The sequence below is a fragment of the Tepidicaulis sp. genome (assembly GCF_965222285.1).
Classification (GTDB): domain Bacteria; phylum Pseudomonadota; class Alphaproteobacteria; order Parvibaculales; family Parvibaculaceae; genus Tepidicaulis.
Genome location: NZ_OZ244942.1, coordinates 3,362,603 through 3,380,802 on the forward strand (window position 1 = coordinate 3,362,603; position 18,200 = coordinate 3,380,802).

18 protein-coding genes are annotated in these 18,200 nt (G+C 59.6%); 8 read left to right on the top strand and 10 right to left on the bottom strand.

The features are described from left to right. Nucleotides 1–153 precede the first annotated feature (153 nt). The 4 genes from ACOQOT_RS16115 to ACOQOT_RS16130 form a co-directional block, all read right to left on the bottom strand. Complete coding sequence (locus tag ACOQOT_RS16115) at nucleotides 154–1,245, bottom strand: WD40/YVTN/BNR-like repeat-containing protein (protein ID WP_420560177.1); 1,092 nt, start codon at nucleotides 1,243–1,245, stop codon at nucleotides 154–156. 215 nt (nucleotides 1,246–1,460) lie between these two features. Then, the gene (locus ACOQOT_RS16120) at nucleotides 1,461–2,846 is read right to left on the bottom strand and encodes a DUF1329 domain-containing protein (protein WP_420560178.1); all 1,386 of its coding nucleotides are present in this window, start codon (nucleotides 2,844–2,846) and stop codon (nucleotides 1,461–1,463) included. Nucleotides 2,847–2,949: 103 nt separating this feature from the next. Next, nucleotides 2,950–5,559, bottom strand: coding sequence for a DUF1302 family protein (locus ACOQOT_RS16125; protein ID WP_420560179.1), 2,610 nt, complete (start codon nucleotides 5,557–5,559; stop codon nucleotides 2,950–2,952). A gap of 373 nt (nucleotides 5,560–5,932) precedes the next feature. Then, nucleotides 5,933–6,535 carry a TetR/AcrR family transcriptional regulator gene (locus ACOQOT_RS16130; protein ID WP_420560180.1) on the bottom strand — a complete coding sequence of 201 codons (603 nt, stop codon included), beginning with the start codon at nucleotides 6,533–6,535 and terminating at the stop codon, nucleotides 5,933–5,935. Nucleotides 6,536–6,701: 166 nt separating this feature from the next. On the opposite strand from ACOQOT_RS16130, the gene ACOQOT_RS16135 reads away from it, so the two are divergent. Both ACOQOT_RS16135 and ACOQOT_RS16140 read left to right on the top strand, forming a co-directional pair. Further along, a complete protein-coding gene (locus ACOQOT_RS16135; RefSeq protein ID WP_420560181.1) occupies nucleotides 6,702–7,991 on the top strand; it encodes a parallel beta-helix domain-containing protein in 1,290 nt (429 codons plus the stop codon). Nucleotides 7,992–8,032: 41 nt separating this feature from the next. Beyond that, complete coding sequence (locus ACOQOT_RS16140) at nucleotides 8,033–9,091, top strand: SO2930 family diheme c-type cytochrome (RefSeq protein ID WP_420560182.1); 1,059 nt, start codon at nucleotides 8,033–8,035, stop codon at nucleotides 9,089–9,091. Between the two features lie 42 nt (nucleotides 9,092–9,133). Here the strand turns inward: ACOQOT_RS16140 and ACOQOT_RS16145 are convergent, their stop codons facing one another. The 4 genes from ACOQOT_RS16145 to ACOQOT_RS16160 form a co-directional block, all read right to left on the bottom strand. Beyond that, the gene (locus ACOQOT_RS16145) at nucleotides 9,134–10,015 is read right to left on the bottom strand and encodes a hypothetical protein (protein WP_420560183.1); all 882 of its coding nucleotides are present in this window, start codon (nucleotides 10,013–10,015) and stop codon (nucleotides 9,134–9,136) included. Between the two features lie 154 nt (nucleotides 10,016–10,169). Beyond that, entirely contained in the window at nucleotides 10,170–10,697 is a 528-nt protein-coding gene (locus ACOQOT_RS16150; RefSeq protein WP_420560184.1) for a copper chaperone PCu(A)C, read from the bottom strand. A 9-nt stretch (nucleotides 10,698–10,706) separates the two neighbouring features. Then, nucleotides 10,707–11,849, bottom strand: coding sequence for a hypothetical protein (locus ACOQOT_RS16155; RefSeq protein WP_420560185.1), 1,143 nt, complete (start codon nucleotides 11,847–11,849; stop codon nucleotides 10,707–10,709). A 107-nt stretch (nucleotides 11,850–11,956) separates the two neighbouring features. Next, the gene (locus ACOQOT_RS16160; RefSeq protein WP_420560186.1) at nucleotides 11,957–12,394 is read right to left on the bottom strand and encodes a hypothetical protein; all 438 of its coding nucleotides are present in this window, start codon (nucleotides 12,392–12,394) and stop codon (nucleotides 11,957–11,959) included. Nucleotides 12,395–12,560: 166 nt separating this feature from the next. Here ACOQOT_RS16160 and ACOQOT_RS16165 point away from each other — a divergent pair, with 166 nt between their 5' ends. The 3 genes from ACOQOT_RS16165 (at nucleotide 12,561) to ACOQOT_RS16175 (ending at nucleotide 15,040) form a co-directional block, all read left to right on the top strand. Further along, a complete protein-coding gene (locus ACOQOT_RS16165; RefSeq protein WP_420560187.1) occupies nucleotides 12,561–13,310 on the top strand; it encodes an SDR family NAD(P)-dependent oxidoreductase in 750 nt (249 codons plus the stop codon). Nucleotides 13,311–13,329: 19 nt separating this feature from the next. Continuing rightward, on the top strand, nucleotides 13,330–13,560 hold the full coding sequence (locus ACOQOT_RS16170; RefSeq protein ID WP_420560188.1) for a hypothetical protein: 231 nt from the start codon (nucleotides 13,330–13,332) through the stop codon (nucleotides 13,558–13,560). A 91-nt stretch (nucleotides 13,561–13,651) separates the two neighbouring features. Beyond that, complete coding sequence (locus ACOQOT_RS16175; protein ID WP_420560189.1) at nucleotides 13,652–15,040, top strand: flavin-containing monooxygenase; 1,389 nt, start codon at nucleotides 13,652–13,654, stop codon at nucleotides 15,038–15,040. Between the two features lie 9 nt (nucleotides 15,041–15,049). Here ACOQOT_RS16175 and ACOQOT_RS16180 read toward each other — a convergent pair whose 3' ends face one another. Together ACOQOT_RS16180 and yghU are read right to left on the bottom strand one after the other, a co-directional pair. Further along, on the bottom strand, nucleotides 15,050–15,412 hold the full coding sequence (locus tag ACOQOT_RS16180) for an MmcQ/YjbR family DNA-binding protein (protein ID WP_420560190.1): 363 nt from the start codon (nucleotides 15,410–15,412) through the stop codon (nucleotides 15,050–15,052). Beyond that, nucleotides 15,409–16,275 carry a glutathione-dependent disulfide-bond oxidoreductase gene (gene yghU, locus ACOQOT_RS16185; protein ID WP_420560191.1) on the bottom strand — a complete coding sequence of 289 codons (867 nt, stop codon included), beginning with the start codon at nucleotides 16,273–16,275 and terminating at the stop codon, nucleotides 15,409–15,411. Before yghU ends, ACOQOT_RS16180 begins: the two co-directional genes overlap by 4 nt. A 313-nt stretch (nucleotides 16,276–16,588) precedes the next feature. Between yghU and ACOQOT_RS16190 the strand changes: the two genes are divergently transcribed. From ACOQOT_RS16190 to ACOQOT_RS16200, 3 genes are read left to right on the top strand one after another with little or no spacing between them, the layout of a single operon-like run. Then, on the top strand, nucleotides 16,589–17,221 hold the full coding sequence (locus ACOQOT_RS16190) for a TetR/AcrR family transcriptional regulator (RefSeq protein ID WP_420560192.1): 633 nt from the start codon (nucleotides 16,589–16,591) through the stop codon (nucleotides 17,219–17,221). Between the two features lie 44 nt (nucleotides 17,222–17,265). Continuing rightward, on the top strand, nucleotides 17,266–17,553 hold the full coding sequence (locus ACOQOT_RS16195; RefSeq protein WP_420560193.1) for a YciI family protein: 288 nt from the start codon (nucleotides 17,266–17,268) through the stop codon (nucleotides 17,551–17,553). 22 nt (nucleotides 17,554–17,575) lie between these two features. Next, nucleotides 17,576–18,193, top strand: a complete 618-nt coding sequence (locus ACOQOT_RS16200; RefSeq protein WP_420560194.1) for a DNA-3-methyladenine glycosylase I — start codon at nucleotides 17,576–17,578, stop codon at nucleotides 18,191–18,193. The last annotated feature ends 7 nt before the right edge of the window (nucleotides 18,194–18,200 follow it).

Here is an 18,200-nt window from a genome sequence, read left to right on the forward strand (position 1 = left end):
TAAAGGCGCATTTGCGGACAAGCCCCGCGCAAACCTGACAAGAGACCCGAACGAAGAGGCTGGAGCGGGCGGCGGGAGATGGCAACAAAAAGCCCAAAGAAAAACCCCGGCCACGCGGGCCGGGGTTTTTTGAAACAGCAACTGCGGCAAGCCTTAGCTCGACACGTCATCCTTGGCGATGGCGTCTTCGGCATTATCCGGCATGATCTTCACGCCCGGCACGCCGAAGATGACGATCTTGCCGTCCGGCCCGTCGGCCACCGCATTGTAGCCTTCGCGGTCACGGCGGGAGGTCGTCAGGAACGAATTGCCGCCATCGGAAGAATAGGCAACCGCGCCGTTCAGGCCGACGAGAATGATATCGCCGCTATCGAGCTGCACGCCGCCGCCGAAGGACTTCTTCGTGTCGGTCGGCACTTTCGCCCAGGTCTCGCCCGCATCGACCGTGTGATAGACGTTGCCGCGCATGCCATAGACAAGCACGGAGCCGTCAGCAAGGCCGAGCCCGCTCCAGAACGAACCTTCATAGGGCGTCTTGATGGCCTGGAAGCTCGCGCCCTTGTCGGTGGAACGGAACACGTTGCCGAATTCGGCGGCAATGTAGATCGTGCCGTCTTTTGCCTGGAAAATATCGTTCAGGTGATAGTCGTAATCCCCGCCATCGACGACGTCACGCTGTTCCCAGGTCTCGCCGCCATCATTGGTTTCCAGCACCAGCGAGAAAGCACCGACCGCAAGGCCGTGCTGGGGCGTATCGAAGTAAAGCCCGAAGATCGGCGTTTCCGCGTCGAAATCGTGATAGACGCGCTCCCAGGTCACACCGCCATCTTCCGTTTTCACGATGGTCGTATCGTGACCGGCGGCAAAGCCGACTTTATCGGTGGGAAAGGCCACGGTCGTCAGCGTCACCTGCGTCGGCACGGTTTCGGCCTGCGTCCAGGTTTCCCCGCGGTCATCGGAATAGATGATATGGCCGAATTCGCCGACCGCCACGAGGCGGCCATTGGCGCGCACTACGTCCAGAAGAAGGTTGTCATCGGCCAGATCGGAGGGCGTGGCATATTCGATCGCATTGGGATCGAAGCCTTCGACATCCTCCAGCACCGTGTAGTCTTTTGCAGCGCTGGCCGGAGACACTGCGATAAGGCCGCTCAGAACCAGAGCGCCAATGCCGCTTGTCATCACGCGCGCCATACGGCTGGAAAAATGGCGGCCGGAAAAATGATGGATCGTACCAGTCAACATCTATGTCACTCAGTTTGCGGAGACAGCCTGACTATTATTATTCGCACTCTCGCCCGGCCCCGCCGGTCGGCTTTGCGTCAGATCAGCCTCGGTCCACTCCCCAGGAGGCGGGATGCGCCCCCAAATGATTGCTCTTAAAAAGAGATTGTTCTTAAACACGTCGGGCCGGCCGCAGGGTTTCCCGGCGACCGGCCCGAGGCATCATACTGCTTTTATCAGCGAACGCCAAGCTGGCGGATAGCGGCCGGCGTGTACCGGTTCACATCCAGCTCATCGGCCCCATAGTTAATGGGCTGGCCTTCATTCTGCATGGCAAGGGCGAGGTAACGGCCGGCCTGCAGGTCATAGACGATTTCCGCGCCTTTGTTGCAGAGCGGCTCACCGTAATCCTGACGGCCATGCAGTTCCTGAACGCGCCACAGCTCGCCGCGGCCGTCATAAAGTTCCGCACCCGTAATGGTCCAGCTGTCCTCGTCCAGATGGGTCACGCGGCGCGAGTAAACGTGGCGCGTGCCGCCCTTCAGATTGGCCTCGATGCTCCAAACCCGGTGCAGTTCATAGCGGACATGGTCCTGATTGAGATGCAGGGGCTTGAGGTAATCGGCATAGGACGCAAGCGAGGCGTCATAAGCATTGGCTGCAACGAATTTCGCGGACTTGCCGAGAACCGTCCAGTCATAGCGGTCCGGAGCGCCATTATAGCCGTCGAAGCTGTCCGAAGTGGACAGACCGTCGGAGTTGGTGCCCGGGTTGTCGTAAGCAATGTTCGGCGCGCGGCGCACACGGCGGGTACCGGGCGAATACTGCCAGGCTTTGCGGTCTTCAAGGGCACGGTTCAGCGTTTCGTGCACCAGGATCACGCTGCCGGCGGAGCGGGCCGGGGCCACGGTATTGGCGATGTAATAGAGCGAGATATTGTTCAGCTCTTCCGCGCGTTTTTTGCTCGGATCCGACCATTGTAGAATGGCTTCGTCCTGCACCGTCTGGAGCTCGTATTCACCCGAACGGGTGACCGGCGCTGCCGTGAACTCACGCGTCAGTTTGAAGGCGCGGTAGCGCAGCGTGTGGTTCCAGATTACTTCCAGCGCATTGTTGGGGATCGGGAACGGGAAGCCCATGATCCCTTCAGACACACCATTACCGCCCGGCGTCAGTTCGGCGACCTGCGCATTGCGCTTCGTCGCTTCATAGACGAATTCCGGATACGCGCAGGACCGGCGGGTCTGATAGACCTTCATCTTATAGGTCGGGTAGGTCTCAAGCAGCGCCTTATAGCCATCGGTGAGCTGGCCCTCGAACTGGCCCATATTCCCCTGGCTAATTTCCACTTTGACGGCATCGCCCTTGAACGGGTTCGGCAGCAGCTTATCGGCGGAATATTCGCCTTTCACGCTGTCCGGCACGCCGGTCAGACCGCCGGTCCAGGCCGGGATATCCCCGCCATTACCCGCCTTTTCAGCGCCAACCGGCGTCAGATCGCCGCCCAGGCGGCCCACTTGCGCGTCCGGCACCTTGGCCAGCGCGCCGCCCATCGATAGGGCACTCACAAAAAAAGTACCGGCCAAAAGCGCCGGCACCGAAACACTCGTCTTACGCGTCACGGTTTGTTCCCTCCACATGTGCCTGTGAAACCAGGCCCCTCTTTGCATAGCAAAGGGCCCGGCAGTTTCCCGCCGGGCCCCGCTAAGTCACATCCTACTATGATTAGAACGAGTAGGACAAGTTGACTGAGACAAAGTCACGGTCTCCGTCACGAGAATATTTCTCGTTGCCGAAGAAGTTCGTGTAGGAAATCCCGCCACGCCAGGAGCTCTGGTACGAGCCGTTCAGGGCAAGGCTGACGCGCTTGCGGCCTTCACGGTAGTTCGAGAGCGGTGCCGGGGAATTACCAGCCACGTCATGCTGCCATGCAATGGTCGGGTTCAGCGTGATCGGCGTGCCGAACGCGTTGTTGTACTGCAGCTGACCCAGGAGAACATAACCCCAGGAGAAGCTGGTCGGACGGCAGCCCGACCGCGGATCGAGAGCCAGAAGGCCGCCCAGCGGCAGGTCAGTACCGGCCGTACACACGTTCGACAGACGGCGCGGACCATTGTTTTGGCCAGCACCCTCTTCATCCGGCACATCCGGCACCCACATCGTGCCCACTTCCGTGACCAGGATACCAAGGTCGGAACCCAGGAAGCCGATCAGCGGGTTGGAGTTCGTGTAGGTCGCCGTCGTCCCGATCTGGGCCGTCAGCACTTCCTCACGGGTGAAACCCGTAATCTCCGACCCGTTGCCGCCACCGCAGCGAACGCCTAACCCGTAGGTATTCAAAGCGTCGAACTGCAGTGTGGCATCGCTGGCACTGACCGGCAGCGCACATTGAGACGTGCCCGATGCAATCGTGAGCTGGTCCGTGTCGAGCTGCAGCGGCTGATCCGTGCGGAACGCCACTTCACCCTGCACACCCCAATCACCAACGGTGGTGTTGAAGCTCATCCCATAGAGCTTGATGTCTTCCGGATATTCCAGGAAGAGGCTGTGCTGGGAATGGAGCGTCAAAGTCTCGGCGCCATCTGCAAGAATGCCGTCAAAGTCACCGTTACCATCCATATTAAAATCAGGCGTACCAGCCACGCCTTGGGCAAGAGCCAATGCGCAGTTGATGGCGGTAGCACGGGCAAGAGTGCCGGCCGCCGTTGCACCTGCAATTCCCAAATTCGCGGAGTTAAGAGGGTTGGTAGCAGTGGACCGGGTAGGGTGAGGTGTCAAACTATCGTAAACGCCCTGCGCGAGTGCAAGAAGCGGCGACGTGTTGGACAAGAGACCTGCCGGATCATTCACGAGCGTATTCTGAATTGCCGCATACTGAACGGGATCAACAGCGGAAATAAGTGCATTGAGGCCAACAGCACCGAAATCTTGGGGCGCCCCCGCAGCGGTCTGACGGGCATCAGCTGCCGTACACCCTTGCGCAAGCACACCGCGCGTAAGCAAGGTCGAGTCCTCGCCCACCGTTGACGTACCAACCTGCGGCGAACCGGCCCGCAGACTAACCAGCGGCAAACGGCTATGGTAATTCATGAAGTAGAAGCCGAATTCCGTGGAATTCAATTCTTCCGAATACCAACGCAGCGCCAAACCATACTGCCCGCTATCGCTGGCTTCACGGTCTGCAATACGCTCAACCGTGTTCAAGTCGCCATTTGCTAGACGATTGAATTCCGTCGTACCGATCGGGAAATTGGTCCGGTAATCGACAAACGGGTTGGTGCCCGTGGCGCCGCAAACCCGATTGTTCAAACCAGCTGCAGTATAAGCACCTTCGATCGCCGCATTTACGGCGCTGCTCAAATCACAGTTGCGGCGGAACGTGCCGCTCGTCGGACCGCCGCCGATGAAGGACGTAGCGAACTGGTTGCCGCCGGCAAGGCTGCCTTCCAGAACCACGTCGGAATCGGCGAAGGGCGTACCCGGACGGTCGAGCTGAATTTCTTCCCACTCAAGCTGATAGAAACCTTCCAGCGCGAGGTTATAGGGAAGACCGATAGAGCCGTAAGCAGCCCAGATCGGCAGCAGGCCTTCTTTAATTTCAGCACCCGGACGGCGGAACGCATTCACATCGAGCGGCGCAATCGTGTTGATGCCGTTCAGAATGAATGTGCCTTCACCCCAGTTGATCACCTGGCGCCCGAGGCGCAGGTTCAGGGGAAGATCGCCCACGTTGTAATCGGCCGACACATAAAGGTCGAGCAGGTCGATATCGCGGGCCGCGTCCGTCTTGGCGCCATCCCCGATTTCCGAGCGATCATAGGAGCTGTCGCTATCCAGCACCGCATCGTAGAACGAGTTCACACGGGCAAACAGCGTATAGTTTTGCCAGCTTGCCTGAATATCGTTCGTCATCTTGATGACGCCCGACGTCAGATCCCACTGATCAAAGTTCAAGCGTCCATCATCCGTGTTGATGGAGCCGTCATAATTGTCGCCCCGATCGAACGGATCGAAAGTCCCTGGAGCCATCAAATCGGTGCCGGCCTGGGTATCAAGCGTAACGACCCGACCGCCGCCCGGATTGAGCGCCGTGGTCAAACCATTGAAAGTCAGAACGTCGGCCCGGCTTTCAACGGGACCACCATTGCCTTCCGGCAGGAACAGGTCATTCCTCTCCGACGCGCGAACCGACACGCCGGCCGAAACCGTCGTATCGAAATAGACCTGAACCCCACCGAACTGGTATTCCAGCGCGTTGGCGGAACCGGCCGCTGCCACCATCGCAGCGCCAGCGGCACTGCTTAGGAGCAGAGAACGCAATCTGCTCTTCTTCATTGTGAGCGATCCTCCTCGATCCTCGATGCTTTAACGCACTGACGATGGTCGGAAGAAATGGGAGTTTAGATATGTCCCCTCGTAGACATGACTGCCCTCCCCCGACCAGTCAGCATCCCTCAAGCGCTACCCCACCGGGAAAGCCCTAAGAAGTCAACAAGGATGGGCGGTTTTTAAATAAAGCCGCCGGACTTCGAGTCCCGTTATTGCAGAATTGACACAGTTCCGCGTAAGGATAATTTGTCCTAATTCAAATAGAAACAGGTCAGATCTTGCTTAGTCTTCATTGCGGAACGCTATTTTCTTCGCACCTGCAAAAAGCGCGGAAATGGCGCCATGACGCGGTTTGCGGTGAGCGGGCAACCCGCGAAAATCACGCCGAAAGCGCATCATCGAGATAAAGCTCGGCCACCCGCAGCGCCTCGGCTCGGAGGGCTTTGCGGCGGGCGGCATCATCGGCAAGAAGTCCTGTATCTGTCAGTATAGAGAGCATTGAAAGAAAGGTGATTTTGATCGCCTCCGCCCGCGCTTGAGGTAAGCGCAGGCCTGCCCGCACCAGCGCTTCATCGAAGAGCCGGCCAAGCTGACTTTCCGGCTGCGTGATCTGCGGCCCATAGGGATGGCTGCGAATGAAGTGACTGAAAAGCGGGCGCAGCGCCGCCTCTTCTTCAAGCCCCTGCCAATAGGTCTCCAGCACCTCCCGCAGGATGCGCTGCCAGGACGTGGAGGCCGGGAGTTCCTGAAGCCGGGCAAAGCAAAAATCGGTAATGCGGCCCGTCACCTCACTGTGCAATGCAGCAAGAAGATCGCCTGCATCGTCGAAATATTGATAGACCGAGCCCACCGGCACGCCTGCCCGCTCCGCCACCCGCGTGGTGGTGACCGAATCAAGTCCTTCCTCTTCCAAAAGCGCGCGCGCTGCCGCCAGCATCTGCCGGACCCGCTCCCGGGCGCGCTTTTGTGTCGGCTGACGCATGGCTGAACTCCGATCAGAAACCTGAAGAGAAGGCAGGACGCACCTCAATATGAATATCTTTCATATTTTGATTGACGTCCAGCACCGGACGGCAAAAGATAAGGCAAAATATGAATAAGTTTCAGAAAGCGGCGGCCCATGGCAGCCGGAAGCTGGAGGAATACCTATGTTATCCCTTAAAAGGCCCCTGTTTGCCGGCCTCGCCGCGCTCAGCCTGACCCTTGCCGCTTTCTCTGCAGGTGCCGAGGCCGCCACGCACACACTCGATCTCTCGGGCACAGAGATGAGCGCCCAGGAAAGTCTGCAAACCGCGCTCATTCTGGCCGAGCCGGGCGATACGCTGCTGCTGCCCGAAGGCACCTTCGCGCTCACCGACGGGCTCTCCCTCGATATCGACAATGTCACGCTGAAAGGCGCGGGGCCGGACAAGACCGTTCTTTCCTTCAAAACCCAGGAAGCGGGCAGCGAAGGGCTGATGGTCACATCGAGCGGCGTGATGCTGGAAGATTTCGCCATCGAGGATGCGAAGGGCGATGCGATCAAAGTCATGGGCGCGGACGGCATCACCATGCGGCGCCTGCGCACTGAATGGACGGCGGGGCCGAAAGAAACGAACGGCGCCTACGGCCTTTATCCCGTCTCCTCCAAGAATGTGCTGATCGACAATTGCACGGCCATCGGCGCCTCCGATGCCGGGATCTATGTCGGCCAGTCGCAGCACATCATCGTGAAAAACAGCCGCGCGGCCTTCAACGTAGCGGGTATCGAAATCGAAAATTCCTATTACGCCGATGTCTTCGGCAATACAGCCGAGCACAATACCGGCGGCATTCTGATTTTCGATCTGCCGGGCCTGCCGCAACAGGGCGGCCATTCGATCCGCGTCTTCGATAACCGTGTCGTCAATAACGACACCGGCAATTTCGCGCCTGAAGGCAATATTGTCGGCGAAGTGCCGACAGGTACCGGCATCATGGTGATGGCAAACCGGGACGTGGAGGTTTTCGGTAATGAGATCGCCGGTAATGGCACCACCAATGTGCTCATCGTTGCCTACCCGAACGAGTATGAAGACGAAAACTATTTCCCCTTCCCGCAAGGCATTCATGTGCATGGCAACCGCATCGGGGAAGGCGGCACGGCGCCCGATAACGAGATCGGCGAATTGATCGCGCAGATCACCGGCACACCCATCCCCGATATCATCTGGGACGGGCGCATGCCCTGGGGCGATTATTTCTTCGGCCCGGAGGCCGGCAATGGCATTTACATCGGCGAGAACACGGCAACGGATGAAGGCGGCCAAGTGGATTTCGCCAATGTCGATGCCACGATGTGGTATGCGGCAAACTGGTTCCACAGCACGAAGCGGGAATTGCCGGATCATGCGGGCGGACCTGCAACGCTTACACCCGTCACGCTGGCACCCGTCACACAGTCGCAAGAGACGCAATAAGAGGCATAATAAGAGACTGGGTAAAAGCAGGTAGCGTAAACATGAAACGGGCCGCGCATATTCTCTTGGGCCTCGCCCTTTGGGCGGGAGGGGTGCTGCCCGCAGGCGCCGTCAATATGGAGGCGGTGCTGAGCAAGCGCCCTACCGCCGTACTTTCCGCTTACGGACTATTTGAGGATGGCGGCGCGCAGCGCCCGGCCAAAGGCGTTCTGCCTTACGATCTCATCACGCCGCTTTTTTCCGATTATGCGGAAAAGCGCCGCTTCGTCTTCGTGCCGGAGGGGAAAGCCGCTTCATATGACGGCGAAGATATTTTTTCTTTCCCCGTCGGCAGCGTTCTCGTCAAAACCTTCGCCTATAGGGATGAGAGCGCGTCCGCCGCCCACGGGCTTCGGCTCATCGAGACCCGCCTTCTCATTCATGGCGAAGACGGCTGGCACGCCTATCCTTATGTCTGGAACGAAGCGCAGAGCGAGGCGGTGCTCAAAGTGGCGGGCGCGCGGATGGAAATTCCGGTGCCACGGCCGGACGGGCGCACCCTCACTGCGCGCTATGCCGTGCCCAATGTCAATCAATGCAAGGGCTGTCATGTCTCCGGCAAGACGCTGGAGCCCATCGGCCCCAAGGCGCGCAATCTCAATCATGATTTTGCGTATGAAAGCGGCCCGGCCAATCAGCTGAGCACCTGGCAGGAGGCGGGCATTCTGACGGCCCTTCCCGAAGGCGGGCCCGGCGCCTGGCCGCGCGTGCCGGACTGGTCGGACCCGGAAAGCGGCACGCTTGCCGCGCGCGCCCGCGCCTATCTCGATGTGAACTGCGCCCATTGCCACAAGGAAGACGGGCCCGCGAAAACCTCCGGCCTCTTTCTCACCTGGCAGGAAAAAGACCCCGCCAGATGGGGTGTCCATAAAAGACCCGTCGCCGCCGGGCGCGGCTCAGGCGGGCTTGCCTTCGACATTGCGCCGGGAGACCCGGAGGCCTCGATCCTTCACTACCGCATGAACTCCGCCGACCCCGGCATCATGATGCCCGAGCTCGGCCGCAGCCTCATCCACGAAGAAGGCGTCGCCCTGATCCGCGCCTGGATCGGGCAGCTTTAAACGAATTTGGGAAGTGGACGCAAATCACTCCCGGCACCGAGCTCAATCTTCCCTAGGCTGCAGAATGGTATTGATCGGGGGCAAGCGCTCGGACGAACAAGCAGTGAAGTTTTCCAATGATCCGCCCCTCGTCTTTACTGCAAATGCAAACAACTCATGAACAGCAATTGGCTTCTTTGTCTCACGCTCATAAACCCAGCGCCTGTACCGAACGATGTCTCCACCGATCAGAAACCAGGTCGCTGGCTTAATAACGTCTTGTCTATTTTCATAGATATATGGCGCAGAGAGACGCTCTATCCGCTTCTTAACCACGCACCGGTTCCCCAGAAGCGATTTGTATTCTCTGTATTCGCGGCCGAATTGCGAGAGATCGGAAACAGAAACGTAATCTCCTTGAGCCAGCGAAGCTTCCGCTCTCCAAACCCGCCAAACCCAGTCATCAAATTCCGCGCAGTTAGCTGTTTGGTCATTTCGTGCCTCGAGCGTGTAACGGTACAGGCCCGTCACCATGCCGCGGCTGCCATATTCGGAATATGGAGGATCATCCTTGGCATCATAAAAGCTCTCGACATAATCATATTGATCGCGAACCAGCTCTTTGAAACAAGGAAAACATCCGAACGAAAAGGGTGCTCTCTGATATTTTCCTGCTGCTATATCGGGCAGGGACACTGCATGGGCAAATGGAATGGTTGCGTATCCCTCAACACCAAACACGGGATTCACAAAGCCTTGCAGGTCACTCTCGCAGAGATCCGTTAGATCAGAGGGCATGTACAAGTTCCCTCCGCCGATCAAGGTCAAGAGCGTGGCCTGAAGCCAAACCACTCCGACATCCGGTCTATCGCAGCCTCCGAGCAGCAAAGGCAGCGCAAGAACCAGAAAGAAGCCCCGCCGGCGTTTTACGCGGGAAAAGATCATGCCCCCTCCATGAAACAGTAGTTTCCCCGACTATTTCACGGCGCCCACCGTAAGGAAAGCATGAGGTGGTATCGCCCATACTCCGCACATAAAGAAAAAAGCCGCCGCCCCTGAGGGCAGCGGCTTTTCATTCAGCCGCGAGCTTCCCAAAAAATCAGTGCCCGCTGCCGTGATGTTTCATGCCTTCGCCTTTCTGCGCACCGCCGGAAAGATCGGGCGTCATGACGGAGAAGGTGACGGGCACGTGGCCCGCCTTTTCGAAAATCAGCGCGCCATCTACGGACATGCCGTCTTCGAGCGGACCTTCAAGATCGAAGATCATCAGGTGATGGGCGCGGTGCTTGAAGATCAGCATACCGTTGGCCGGCACATCGGCGCTTTCGATGCGGCGCATCTTCATCACCTCGCCTTCCTTGATATGGGTGTGCAGCTCGACACTGCCTGCCCCTTCAAGTTCGGCGCCGATCAAGCGGTCCGCCTCCCCGTGATTGTGCAGCGTGAAATAGCCCGCGCTCCGGCGCACCGGGCCGATGGTCGGGCGCAGCACCGCCTTTTCGATCATGAAGGGAGAAGCCGGGGCTTCGGCTTGTACTTCGGCCTCCGGCGCTTCCGCCGCATGAGCGCCAGCCATTGGAAAGGCGAAAGCGAGGGCGAGCAGGAAACTTGAAATCATGTAACGCATAAGAGTTCCTTAAAAAGATTTCTGCCAACCGATGGTCAGCGTCCAGTCCCGCTCCATTTGCGGGCCGTTCAGGTCCTGATAGGCCGGCAGGCCGAATTCGATGCCGAGCCGGTGTCCGGCAAGCGCGCCGTCCAGCGTATCGCTTTGGCCGATCAAATTCACGCCCGCAGAAAGCATGATCCGCTTGCCGCCGTAATTGGCAGGATCGGCGGCCTGTGTCGGCCCGGCGATCCGCGCGTCCTGCCCGTCGATCGAGCCTTCCACTTCCCCCAGCGCGCGCAGTGAGGTGGAAATCCAGGGCGCCCATTGATAAGCCGCCCAGCCCGTCAGTCGGCCGATATCGCCGAACGCATAGCCTTCATCATTGCTGCCGAGCCGCAGCGTGGCGCGCGCCTGCCCGCCCCAGGAAAAATCGCCCTGCCGGTCGGTATAGGTAATGCCGGGCTCCAGATCGAACGTGCCCGAGCCAAGCTGCATCCCGTAAGGAAGGCGCATGACGGGGCGCGTGTTCATCGGGGTGAGCACATCGTCTTCCTCCGTAATGGAGCCCGTGGGCAGGCTGAGGCCAAGATTGAGATGCACCTGCCGCGTTTCGCTATGATCGAGGCGTAAAAGCCCCGCCACTTTCGTATCGCCGAAACCGGATGAACGCGTGGTGAAAGTGCCAAGCCGCGCGGTGCCCGCCATGCCCTGAAAGGTGAGTGCCTCCATCTCTTTTTCCAGATACATGCCCATGGCGGTCAGGGTCAGCCAGTCGCTCGGCGCATACATGAAGCCTGCCATATACATGTCCATCGACATTTCCTGCGGCACGACGCGCAATGTCGGCGGCTGCATGGGTTTGCCGAAATGCACATTGGGCACGCTGGTGGCGATCTCTTCCGCGCTTATCGAAGAGGTGCCACTGCGGTTGCCCTCCATCTCCATATGCATTTGCCGGAAGGACATCATCATCTCGCCCGTCTTATGCATATGATCGCCCATCACGCCCATCGGCGCGTGGCCGTCGGCGCGGTAGACATCCACCCCGTGCATCGGGTCCGCCTGCAGCGGCGCGCTGCCAAAGGCAGCAAAGGCCGCGCCGAAGAGCACAGCGAAACGGGCGCCGGGTTTTGCCCCCGGCCTCTTCTTTTCAAAAATCATCTCTCTCATCCCCTCTCCCGCACCGCCTTGAAAAGGAAAGCGGGAGTAAAAATAAAATCAGCCCGGCATGCGCATGCATGCAGGCCGACCGTCAAAGGTCTCGTTCAGCGGAAATGTCAGGCGGAGAGAGGAGGCCCGCGCGGATGGGTAACGGCAGGGGAGACGCCGCCCGTCAGAAGCGCGGTTTCAAGCGGCGGCTCGAAACGCAGTACGGCCCCGAGAAAGGCCCCGCCCGGCAGGCAGCATCCGCTGCAGGCCCCTTGCGAGCCATGGGCGCAAAAGGCGCAGTCGGAAAGCTTGGCCGGTACGTGCCCGCTTTTGCCGTTCTGGCCGCTTTGGGAGGGTGAGCAGAGAATGAGAAGATCGGCGAGGAGGGCCTCGATCTCGGCATTCCCTGTTTGGACATCCTCTGCGCCTGTGCCGGTTTTCGCCAGGGTTGCCGGAGAAGAGGAAAAAAGCGCGGCCTGCGCCGTGGCCGCCCCATGCACAAAGCCCCCTGCCACATGCGCGAAAAGCGCCAGCACGGCCAGTATCCGGGCAATGGAATGGAACATCTTGCTTCCTCTCTATCGGCACGCCGCTTTATCACGCTGGGCCGGTATTCTTCTTAGGCTAAGAGGCGCGCGCGCACATTGACAGAGGTCAAGACGCCGCAGGAGCCTTGGAAAATCTGAAGGGCGCGAAAGCGATCCAACGGGGCCGCACCCGCGTATCAAAATTATGAGGAAAACGCAGCTTGCCAGTTTCGGCACCGGCCTTTCCGTTGCCCTTTATGGCGCAAGCGGGGGCATCGGCACGGCGCTGCGCGAGGCGTTGCTCGCTGATCCCGCGGTCGAGCGCGTCTTTGCCTTTTCCCGGCGCAGCCATTTTCCCGCCCATGAAAAACTGACCGCCATCGCCACGGATATCCGCCGCGAGGAAATGATCGCCGACGGCGCCGCCTTGATGCGCGCGGAAGGCCCGCTCCATCTCGTGCTTGTCGCCTCGGGCATTTTGCACGGCGATGATGTCCACCCGGAGAAAAGCTGGCGGCAGATCGAGGCAGGCGCCATGGAAGAAGTGCTGCGCGTCAACACGCTCGCCCCCGCGCTCATCGCCAAGCACACGCTGCCGCTCCTGGCGCGCGGGCGCAAATCCTGCTTTGCCGCGCTATCGGCCCGCATCGGCTCGATCTCCGACAACAGGCTCGGCGGCTGGCACGCCTACCGCGCCTCGAAAGCCGCGCTCAACATGCTGATCCGCACTTTCGCCATTGAGCTTGCGCGCAAAAACGAAGAAGCCCTCGCCCTTGCGCTGCATCCGGGCACCGTGGACACCGCCCTCTCTGCACCTTTTCAGCGGGGCCTGCCGGAGAGACAAGTGCAAAGCCCCGAAGAAACCGCCCGTCATCTTTTGAAAGTGATCGACGAGAAGGGCCCCGGCGAAAGCGGGCGCTGCTTTGCTTTCGACGGAACCGAAATCGCCCCGTAAAAGTGCATTGTGAAAGCGCATGATGAGTAAAGACCCGCAGATAGACGCCGCCGCCCGCAGCCTCATCGCTCAATATGGCGAAGATGCCGAAACCATCGCCATGCTGCGCGCCGCTGAGTTCGCCGCAGCGGGCGATGTGAAGGCACTCAGCGAATGGGACCGCATCATTGAAGCGATCCGGCTTTTCCTTGCCGCAGGGGAACCGGGCGCTTCGGCGGACGCGCCCGCCCCCACCGGCCCGCGCCATTGACAAGTGCCCCCTCTCCCTCAAACTTGGGACAAAATAACCGATAGGTCACGCCAGTCCCGCCGCAGAAGCGGGGCGGCGGAAGGGGAGAGAGATGAACGCACAGCCTGAGAACACGCGCCTGCCGAAAGTCTGCATCGTGGGGGCCGGCTGCTCCGGCTTTACCACCGCCAAGCGGCTGAAGGATTACGGCATTCCCTTCGACTGCTATGAGATGTCGGACGATATTGGCGGCAACTGGTATTACAAGAACCCGAACGGCGCCTCCGCCTGCTATGAGAGCCTGCATATCGACACCTCGAAATGGCGCCTTGCCTTCGAGGATTTCCCGATCCCGGAAGACTTTCCGGATTTCCCGCACCACGCCCAGCTGCAGCAATATTTCAAGGACTATGTGGCACATTTTGGCCTGCGCCCGCACATCACCTTCAACACGGAAGTGACGGAAGCCAAACGCACCGATGACGGGCTCTGGGCGGTGACGCTCTCGACCGGCGAAACGAAACTTTACGACGCGCTGGTCGTGGCGAACGGTCATCACTGGGACCCGCGCATGCCGGAGTTCCCCGGCGCTTTCGAGGGCGATGAAATGCATGTCCACGCCTATTGCGATCCGTTCGATCCCATCGACATGCGCGGCAAGAACATCGTCGTTGTCGGCATGGGCAACTCGGCCATGGATGTCGCCTGCGAGCTGTCGCAAAAACCCATCGCCAAACGGCTGATGATGGCGGCGCGGCGCGGGGTTTATGTCATCCCGAAATATCACAAGGGCGAGCCGCTCGATAAAGCCTCCGCGCCCGCCTGGATGCCGCTCAAACTGCAAAAGGCGCTGGGACGGCGCGCCGTGAAAAAAATCATCGGCGATCAGACCCGCCTCGGCATGCCGCAGCCCGACCACCGCCCGCTCGATGCACACCCCACCGTCTCAAGCGAGTTCGCGATCCGCCTCGGCTCCGGCGATATCGAGATCAAGCCGAATATCGAAGCCAAACTCGGAAACCAAGTGCGCTTCACCGACGGCTCGGTGGAAGATGTGGACGTCATCATTTATGCGACGGGCTATAATGTGAGCTTCCCGTTCCTGAAAGACGAGACGGTGAAGGTCGAGAACAATCACGTCTCGCTGTTCAAACGCATGATGCGCCCCGGCGTGCCGAACCTCTTCTTCATGGGCCTTGCCCAGGCGCTGCCCACCCTCGTCAATTTCGCCGAACAGCAATCGAAACTCGTCGCGAAATATCTGGCGGGCGAATACGCTTTGCCATCGGAAGAAGAAATGTGGCGCATGACGAAAGCCGACGAGGCGCTTTACACCGGCAATTTCTATAATTCCGCCCGCCACACAATGCAGCTCGACTTCCCGCATTATGTGCGCCAGCTGATGAAGGAAATCGCCAAGGGCGAAGCGCGCGCCAAAAAACAAGGCGGCAAACTCCCCGTCCCTGCGCGCGCGGAAAGCGCGAAACAGAAGGCGGCTTAAGCTCCGCCTTCACGCCACTTCCAGACCCAGCTCCTTGCGCTTCTTCTTGGTGAGGCCGAGGGCGACGAGGCGGTGGGATTCGGTGAGGTAGGCTTTCAGCTCTTTGTCTTTAAGGCCGGGCTTGGCGTAGTTCTGGATCCAGCTCATGCCGCGCGAGGCAAGATAGGGCGCGGGCCTGAGGCCCGGCTGGTCTTTCAGCACTTCATAGGAAAGTTTGGATGTCTTGAAGGTGAAGGCCGGGCTTCCATCGGCCCAGCCGCCAATGGCAAAAACTTTTCCGCCCACCTTCCAGACATGGGCGCCGCCCCACTGCACCACGTAAGTCGTGGCGGGCAGGGCGGCGCAAAAGGCATTGAACTGATCGTAGGTCACGTACCGGTCTTCAACTTGTCGCCCGTCTTCGTTTCGAAGTCACTGGCATCGTGCCGTTCGGGCAGCTGACTTGCCGGCTCTCCCCAGACCCGGTTCACCATCCGTCCGCGCTTGACAGCCGGGCGCTCGGAAAGCTGATCGGTCCAGCGGATGACGTTCTTATATTCATGCACGGAAAGGAACTCGCCGGCTTCATAAAGAAGCCCCTTGGCCAGCGCCCCGTACCAGGGCCAGATCGCCATATCGGCGATGGAATATTCATCCCCCGCCATATATTCGCGCTCGGCCAGATTGCGGTCGAGCACATCGAGCTGGCGTTTGACTTCCATGGCGAAGCGGTCGATCGGATATTCGAGCTTCACCGGCGCATAGGCATAGAAGTGGCCGAAGCCGCCGCCGAGATAAGGCGCGCTGCCCATCTGCCAGAACAGCCAGTTCAAAGCTTCCGTGCGCTTGTGATGTTCCTTCGGCAGAAAGGCATCGAATTTCTCGGCAAGATAAAGCAGGATCGAGCCGCTTTCGAAAACCCGCGTCGGTTCCTTCGTCGAATGATCGACCATCACCGGAATTTTGGAATTGGGATTGGCGGCGACATAGCCGCTGGAGAACTGATTGCCTTCACTGATATTGACGAGCCAGGCATCATATTCCGCGCCCTTATGGCCGAGCTCCAGCAGCTCTTCCAGCATCACCGTGACTTTGACGCCGTTCGGCGTGCCGAGCGAGTAAAGCTGGATCGGGTGTTTGCCGACCTGCAATTCTTTTTCATGGGTGGGCCCGGCGATGGGCCGGTTGATGCTGGCAAAGCGCCCCCCGCTTTCCTTGTCCCAGGTCCAGACTTTCGGCGGTGTATATTCGCTCACGATATTCTTCCCTCTTCACGTTTATGATGTCGGTTGAGCCTAGAATTCTCTCTTTGCCCGCTGCGCGCAAGTGCTGCGTGCGCCGGATATCATCACCGGCATGGTGCAGCGCAGAAGCCTTTAGCGGCTTCACAATCCTGTTATGGCGCGCCTGAAACCAACGTCTGAGCCGCGCTGCCTGCCAGGCACACCGGAAGAGCATACCTAAGAACCGCCAGGGCCCGGCGCAAGACGCCTTGACAGAATAAGACGCGCGTCCTAATTACGCCTAGGACAATCGTCCAAGAAACCGCCAACCTGCGCCTATGCCGCCATGACCAGCACTAATAAAAAACGCGAAACGAAGACGCTAAGCCGAACGGGAGAAAAACCCGGCACCCGCGCCCGCATCATCGAGGCGGCGGACCGGCTCTTTTACGAGCAGGGGTATGAGCACACGTCTTTCGCCGATATTGCCGGCGCGGTGAACCTCTCACGCGGCAATTTCTACTATCACTTCAAAACGAAGGACGAGATTCTGGACGCGGTGATTGCCCACCGCCTTGCGGAGCGGGAAATCTGGCTGGCCGAATGGGAGCGCGAGAACGCCGACCCCGTAGCCCGCATCCGCCGCTTCATCGATATTTTGATCATGAACCGCGACAAGATCCTGCGCTATGGCTGCCCGCTCGGCAGCTTAAGCGCGGAGCTGACGAAACTCGATCACCCCTTGCAAGGGGAAGCGGGAAAGCTTTTCACACTCTTCCGCACCTGGCTTGCCCGGCAGTTTGCCCTTGCCGGGCAAAAGCGCAGCGCCGACCGCCTGGCCATGCATCTGCTCGCCCTTTCCCAAGGCATCGCGACGCTCGCCAATACGTTTCACGACGAAACCTTCATCCGGCGGGAAGTGCGCGCGCTTTACGCCTGGCTGGGTGAGGTCACAGACAAAGGCGGCGCGGCCACGTAACCCCGCCCTCAAAACACACTCACCCCCAGCTGAAAGGACCCCCCATGTTCGTCATCTCGTTGAAATTCGCCGGTGCCCGCGAGCGGGCGGGAGAGTTCATGGAAGCGCACAAAGACTGGATCAAGAAAGGCTTCGATGAGGGCGTCTTTCTGATGGTCGGCAATTTGCAGCCCGGTCTTGGCGGCGCGCTGCTTGCCCATGGCGCCTCACGCGAGGAGGTCGAAAAGCGCGTGGCCGAAGACCCGTTCGTCGCCGAGAAAATCGTCACCGCTGACATTCTGGAAATCACCCCCGGACGCACGGATGAGCGGCTTGCCTTTCTGGCAGGCTGAAACGGGGCGGTAAGGAGCAAGCATGAGCACCACCATTACCGGGCCGGACGGAAAGCCGCGCTGCCGCTGGTGCGCGGCGGCGCCCGACTTTCTTGATTATCACGACCGCGAATGGGGCTTTCCGGTGGGCGATGACCGGCGGCTTTATGAAAAGATCTGCCTGGAAGGGTTTCAGTCGGGCCTGAGCTGGCGGACGATCCTGGCAAAGCGGGAAAACTTCCGCGCCGCCTTCAAGGATTTCGATTTTGAAAAAGTCGCCCGCTTCACGGCGCGCGATGTGGACCGGCTCATGAAAGACGAAGGCATCATCCGCCATCGCGGCAAAATCGAAGCGGCGATCAACAATGCCAAACGCGCGCTTGAGATGGTGGAGAAGGAAGGCTCGCTCGCCGCCTTCTTCTGGTCCTACGAGCCGGAGCCCGGCTCCCTCGGCAAGCCGCAAACGCTCACCACCTCGCCCCAGTCCATCGCCATTTCAAAAGAACTGAAAAAACGCGGCTGGAAATTCGTCGGCCCGACCACGGTCTTCGCCTTCATGCAGGCCATGGGCCTCATCAACGACCATGTCGAAGACTGCGCGATCCACGCCAAGGTGGAAAAAGCCCGCAAGACCTTCAAGCGGCCGAAAAGATTGAAATAAGGGGGAA

What these genes read in the sequence shown, in the direction of transcription:
- ACOQOT_RS16115 (WP_420560177.1), bottom strand. Translation starts at nt 1,245, where the DNA reads ATGTTGACTGGTACGATCCATCATTTTTCCGGCCGCCATTTTTCCAGC.
- ACOQOT_RS16125 (WP_420560179.1), bottom strand. Translation starts at nt 5,559, where the DNA reads ATGAAGAAGAGCAGATTGCGTTCTCTGCTCCTAAGCAGTGCCGCTGGC.
- ACOQOT_RS16130 (WP_420560180.1), bottom strand. Translation starts at nt 6,535, where the DNA reads ATGCGTCAGCCGACACAAAAGCGCGCCCGGGAGCGGGTCCGGCAGATG.
- ACOQOT_RS16135 (WP_420560181.1), top strand. Translation starts at nt 6,702, where the DNA reads ATGTTATCCCTTAAAAGGCCCCTGTTTGCCGGCCTCGCCGCGCTCAGC.
- ACOQOT_RS16140 (WP_420560182.1), top strand. Translation starts at nt 8,033, where the DNA reads ATGAAACGGGCCGCGCATATTCTCTTGGGCCTCGCCCTTTGGGCGGGA.
- ACOQOT_RS16145 (WP_420560183.1), bottom strand. Translation starts at nt 10,015, where the DNA reads ATGATCTTTTCCCGCGTAAAACGCCGGCGGGGCTTCTTTCTGGTTCTT.
- ACOQOT_RS16150 (WP_420560184.1), bottom strand. Translation starts at nt 10,697, where the DNA reads ATGCGTTACATGATTTCAAGTTTCCTGCTCGCCCTCGCTTTCGCCTTT.
- ACOQOT_RS16155 (WP_420560185.1), bottom strand. Translation starts at nt 11,849, where the DNA reads ATGAGAGAGATGATTTTTGAAAAGAAGAGGCCGGGGGCAAAACCCGGC.
- ACOQOT_RS16160 (WP_420560186.1), bottom strand. Translation starts at nt 12,394, where the DNA reads ATGTTCCATTCCATTGCCCGGATACTGGCCGTGCTGGCGCTTTTCGCG.
- ACOQOT_RS16165 (WP_420560187.1), top strand. Translation starts at nt 12,561, where the DNA reads ATGAGGAAAACGCAGCTTGCCAGTTTCGGCACCGGCCTTTCCGTTGCC.
- ACOQOT_RS16170 (WP_420560188.1), top strand. Translation starts at nt 13,330, where the DNA reads ATGATGAGTAAAGACCCGCAGATAGACGCCGCCGCCCGCAGCCTCATC.
- ACOQOT_RS16175 (WP_420560189.1), top strand. Translation starts at nt 13,652, where the DNA reads ATGAACGCACAGCCTGAGAACACGCGCCTGCCGAAAGTCTGCATCGTG.
- ACOQOT_RS16190 (WP_420560192.1), top strand. Translation starts at nt 16,589, where the DNA reads ATGACCAGCACTAATAAAAAACGCGAAACGAAGACGCTAAGCCGAACG.
- ACOQOT_RS16195 (WP_420560193.1), top strand. Translation starts at nt 17,266, where the DNA reads ATGTTCGTCATCTCGTTGAAATTCGCCGGTGCCCGCGAGCGGGCGGGA.
- ACOQOT_RS16200 (WP_420560194.1), top strand. Translation starts at nt 17,576, where the DNA reads ATGAGCACCACCATTACCGGGCCGGACGGAAAGCCGCGCTGCCGCTGG.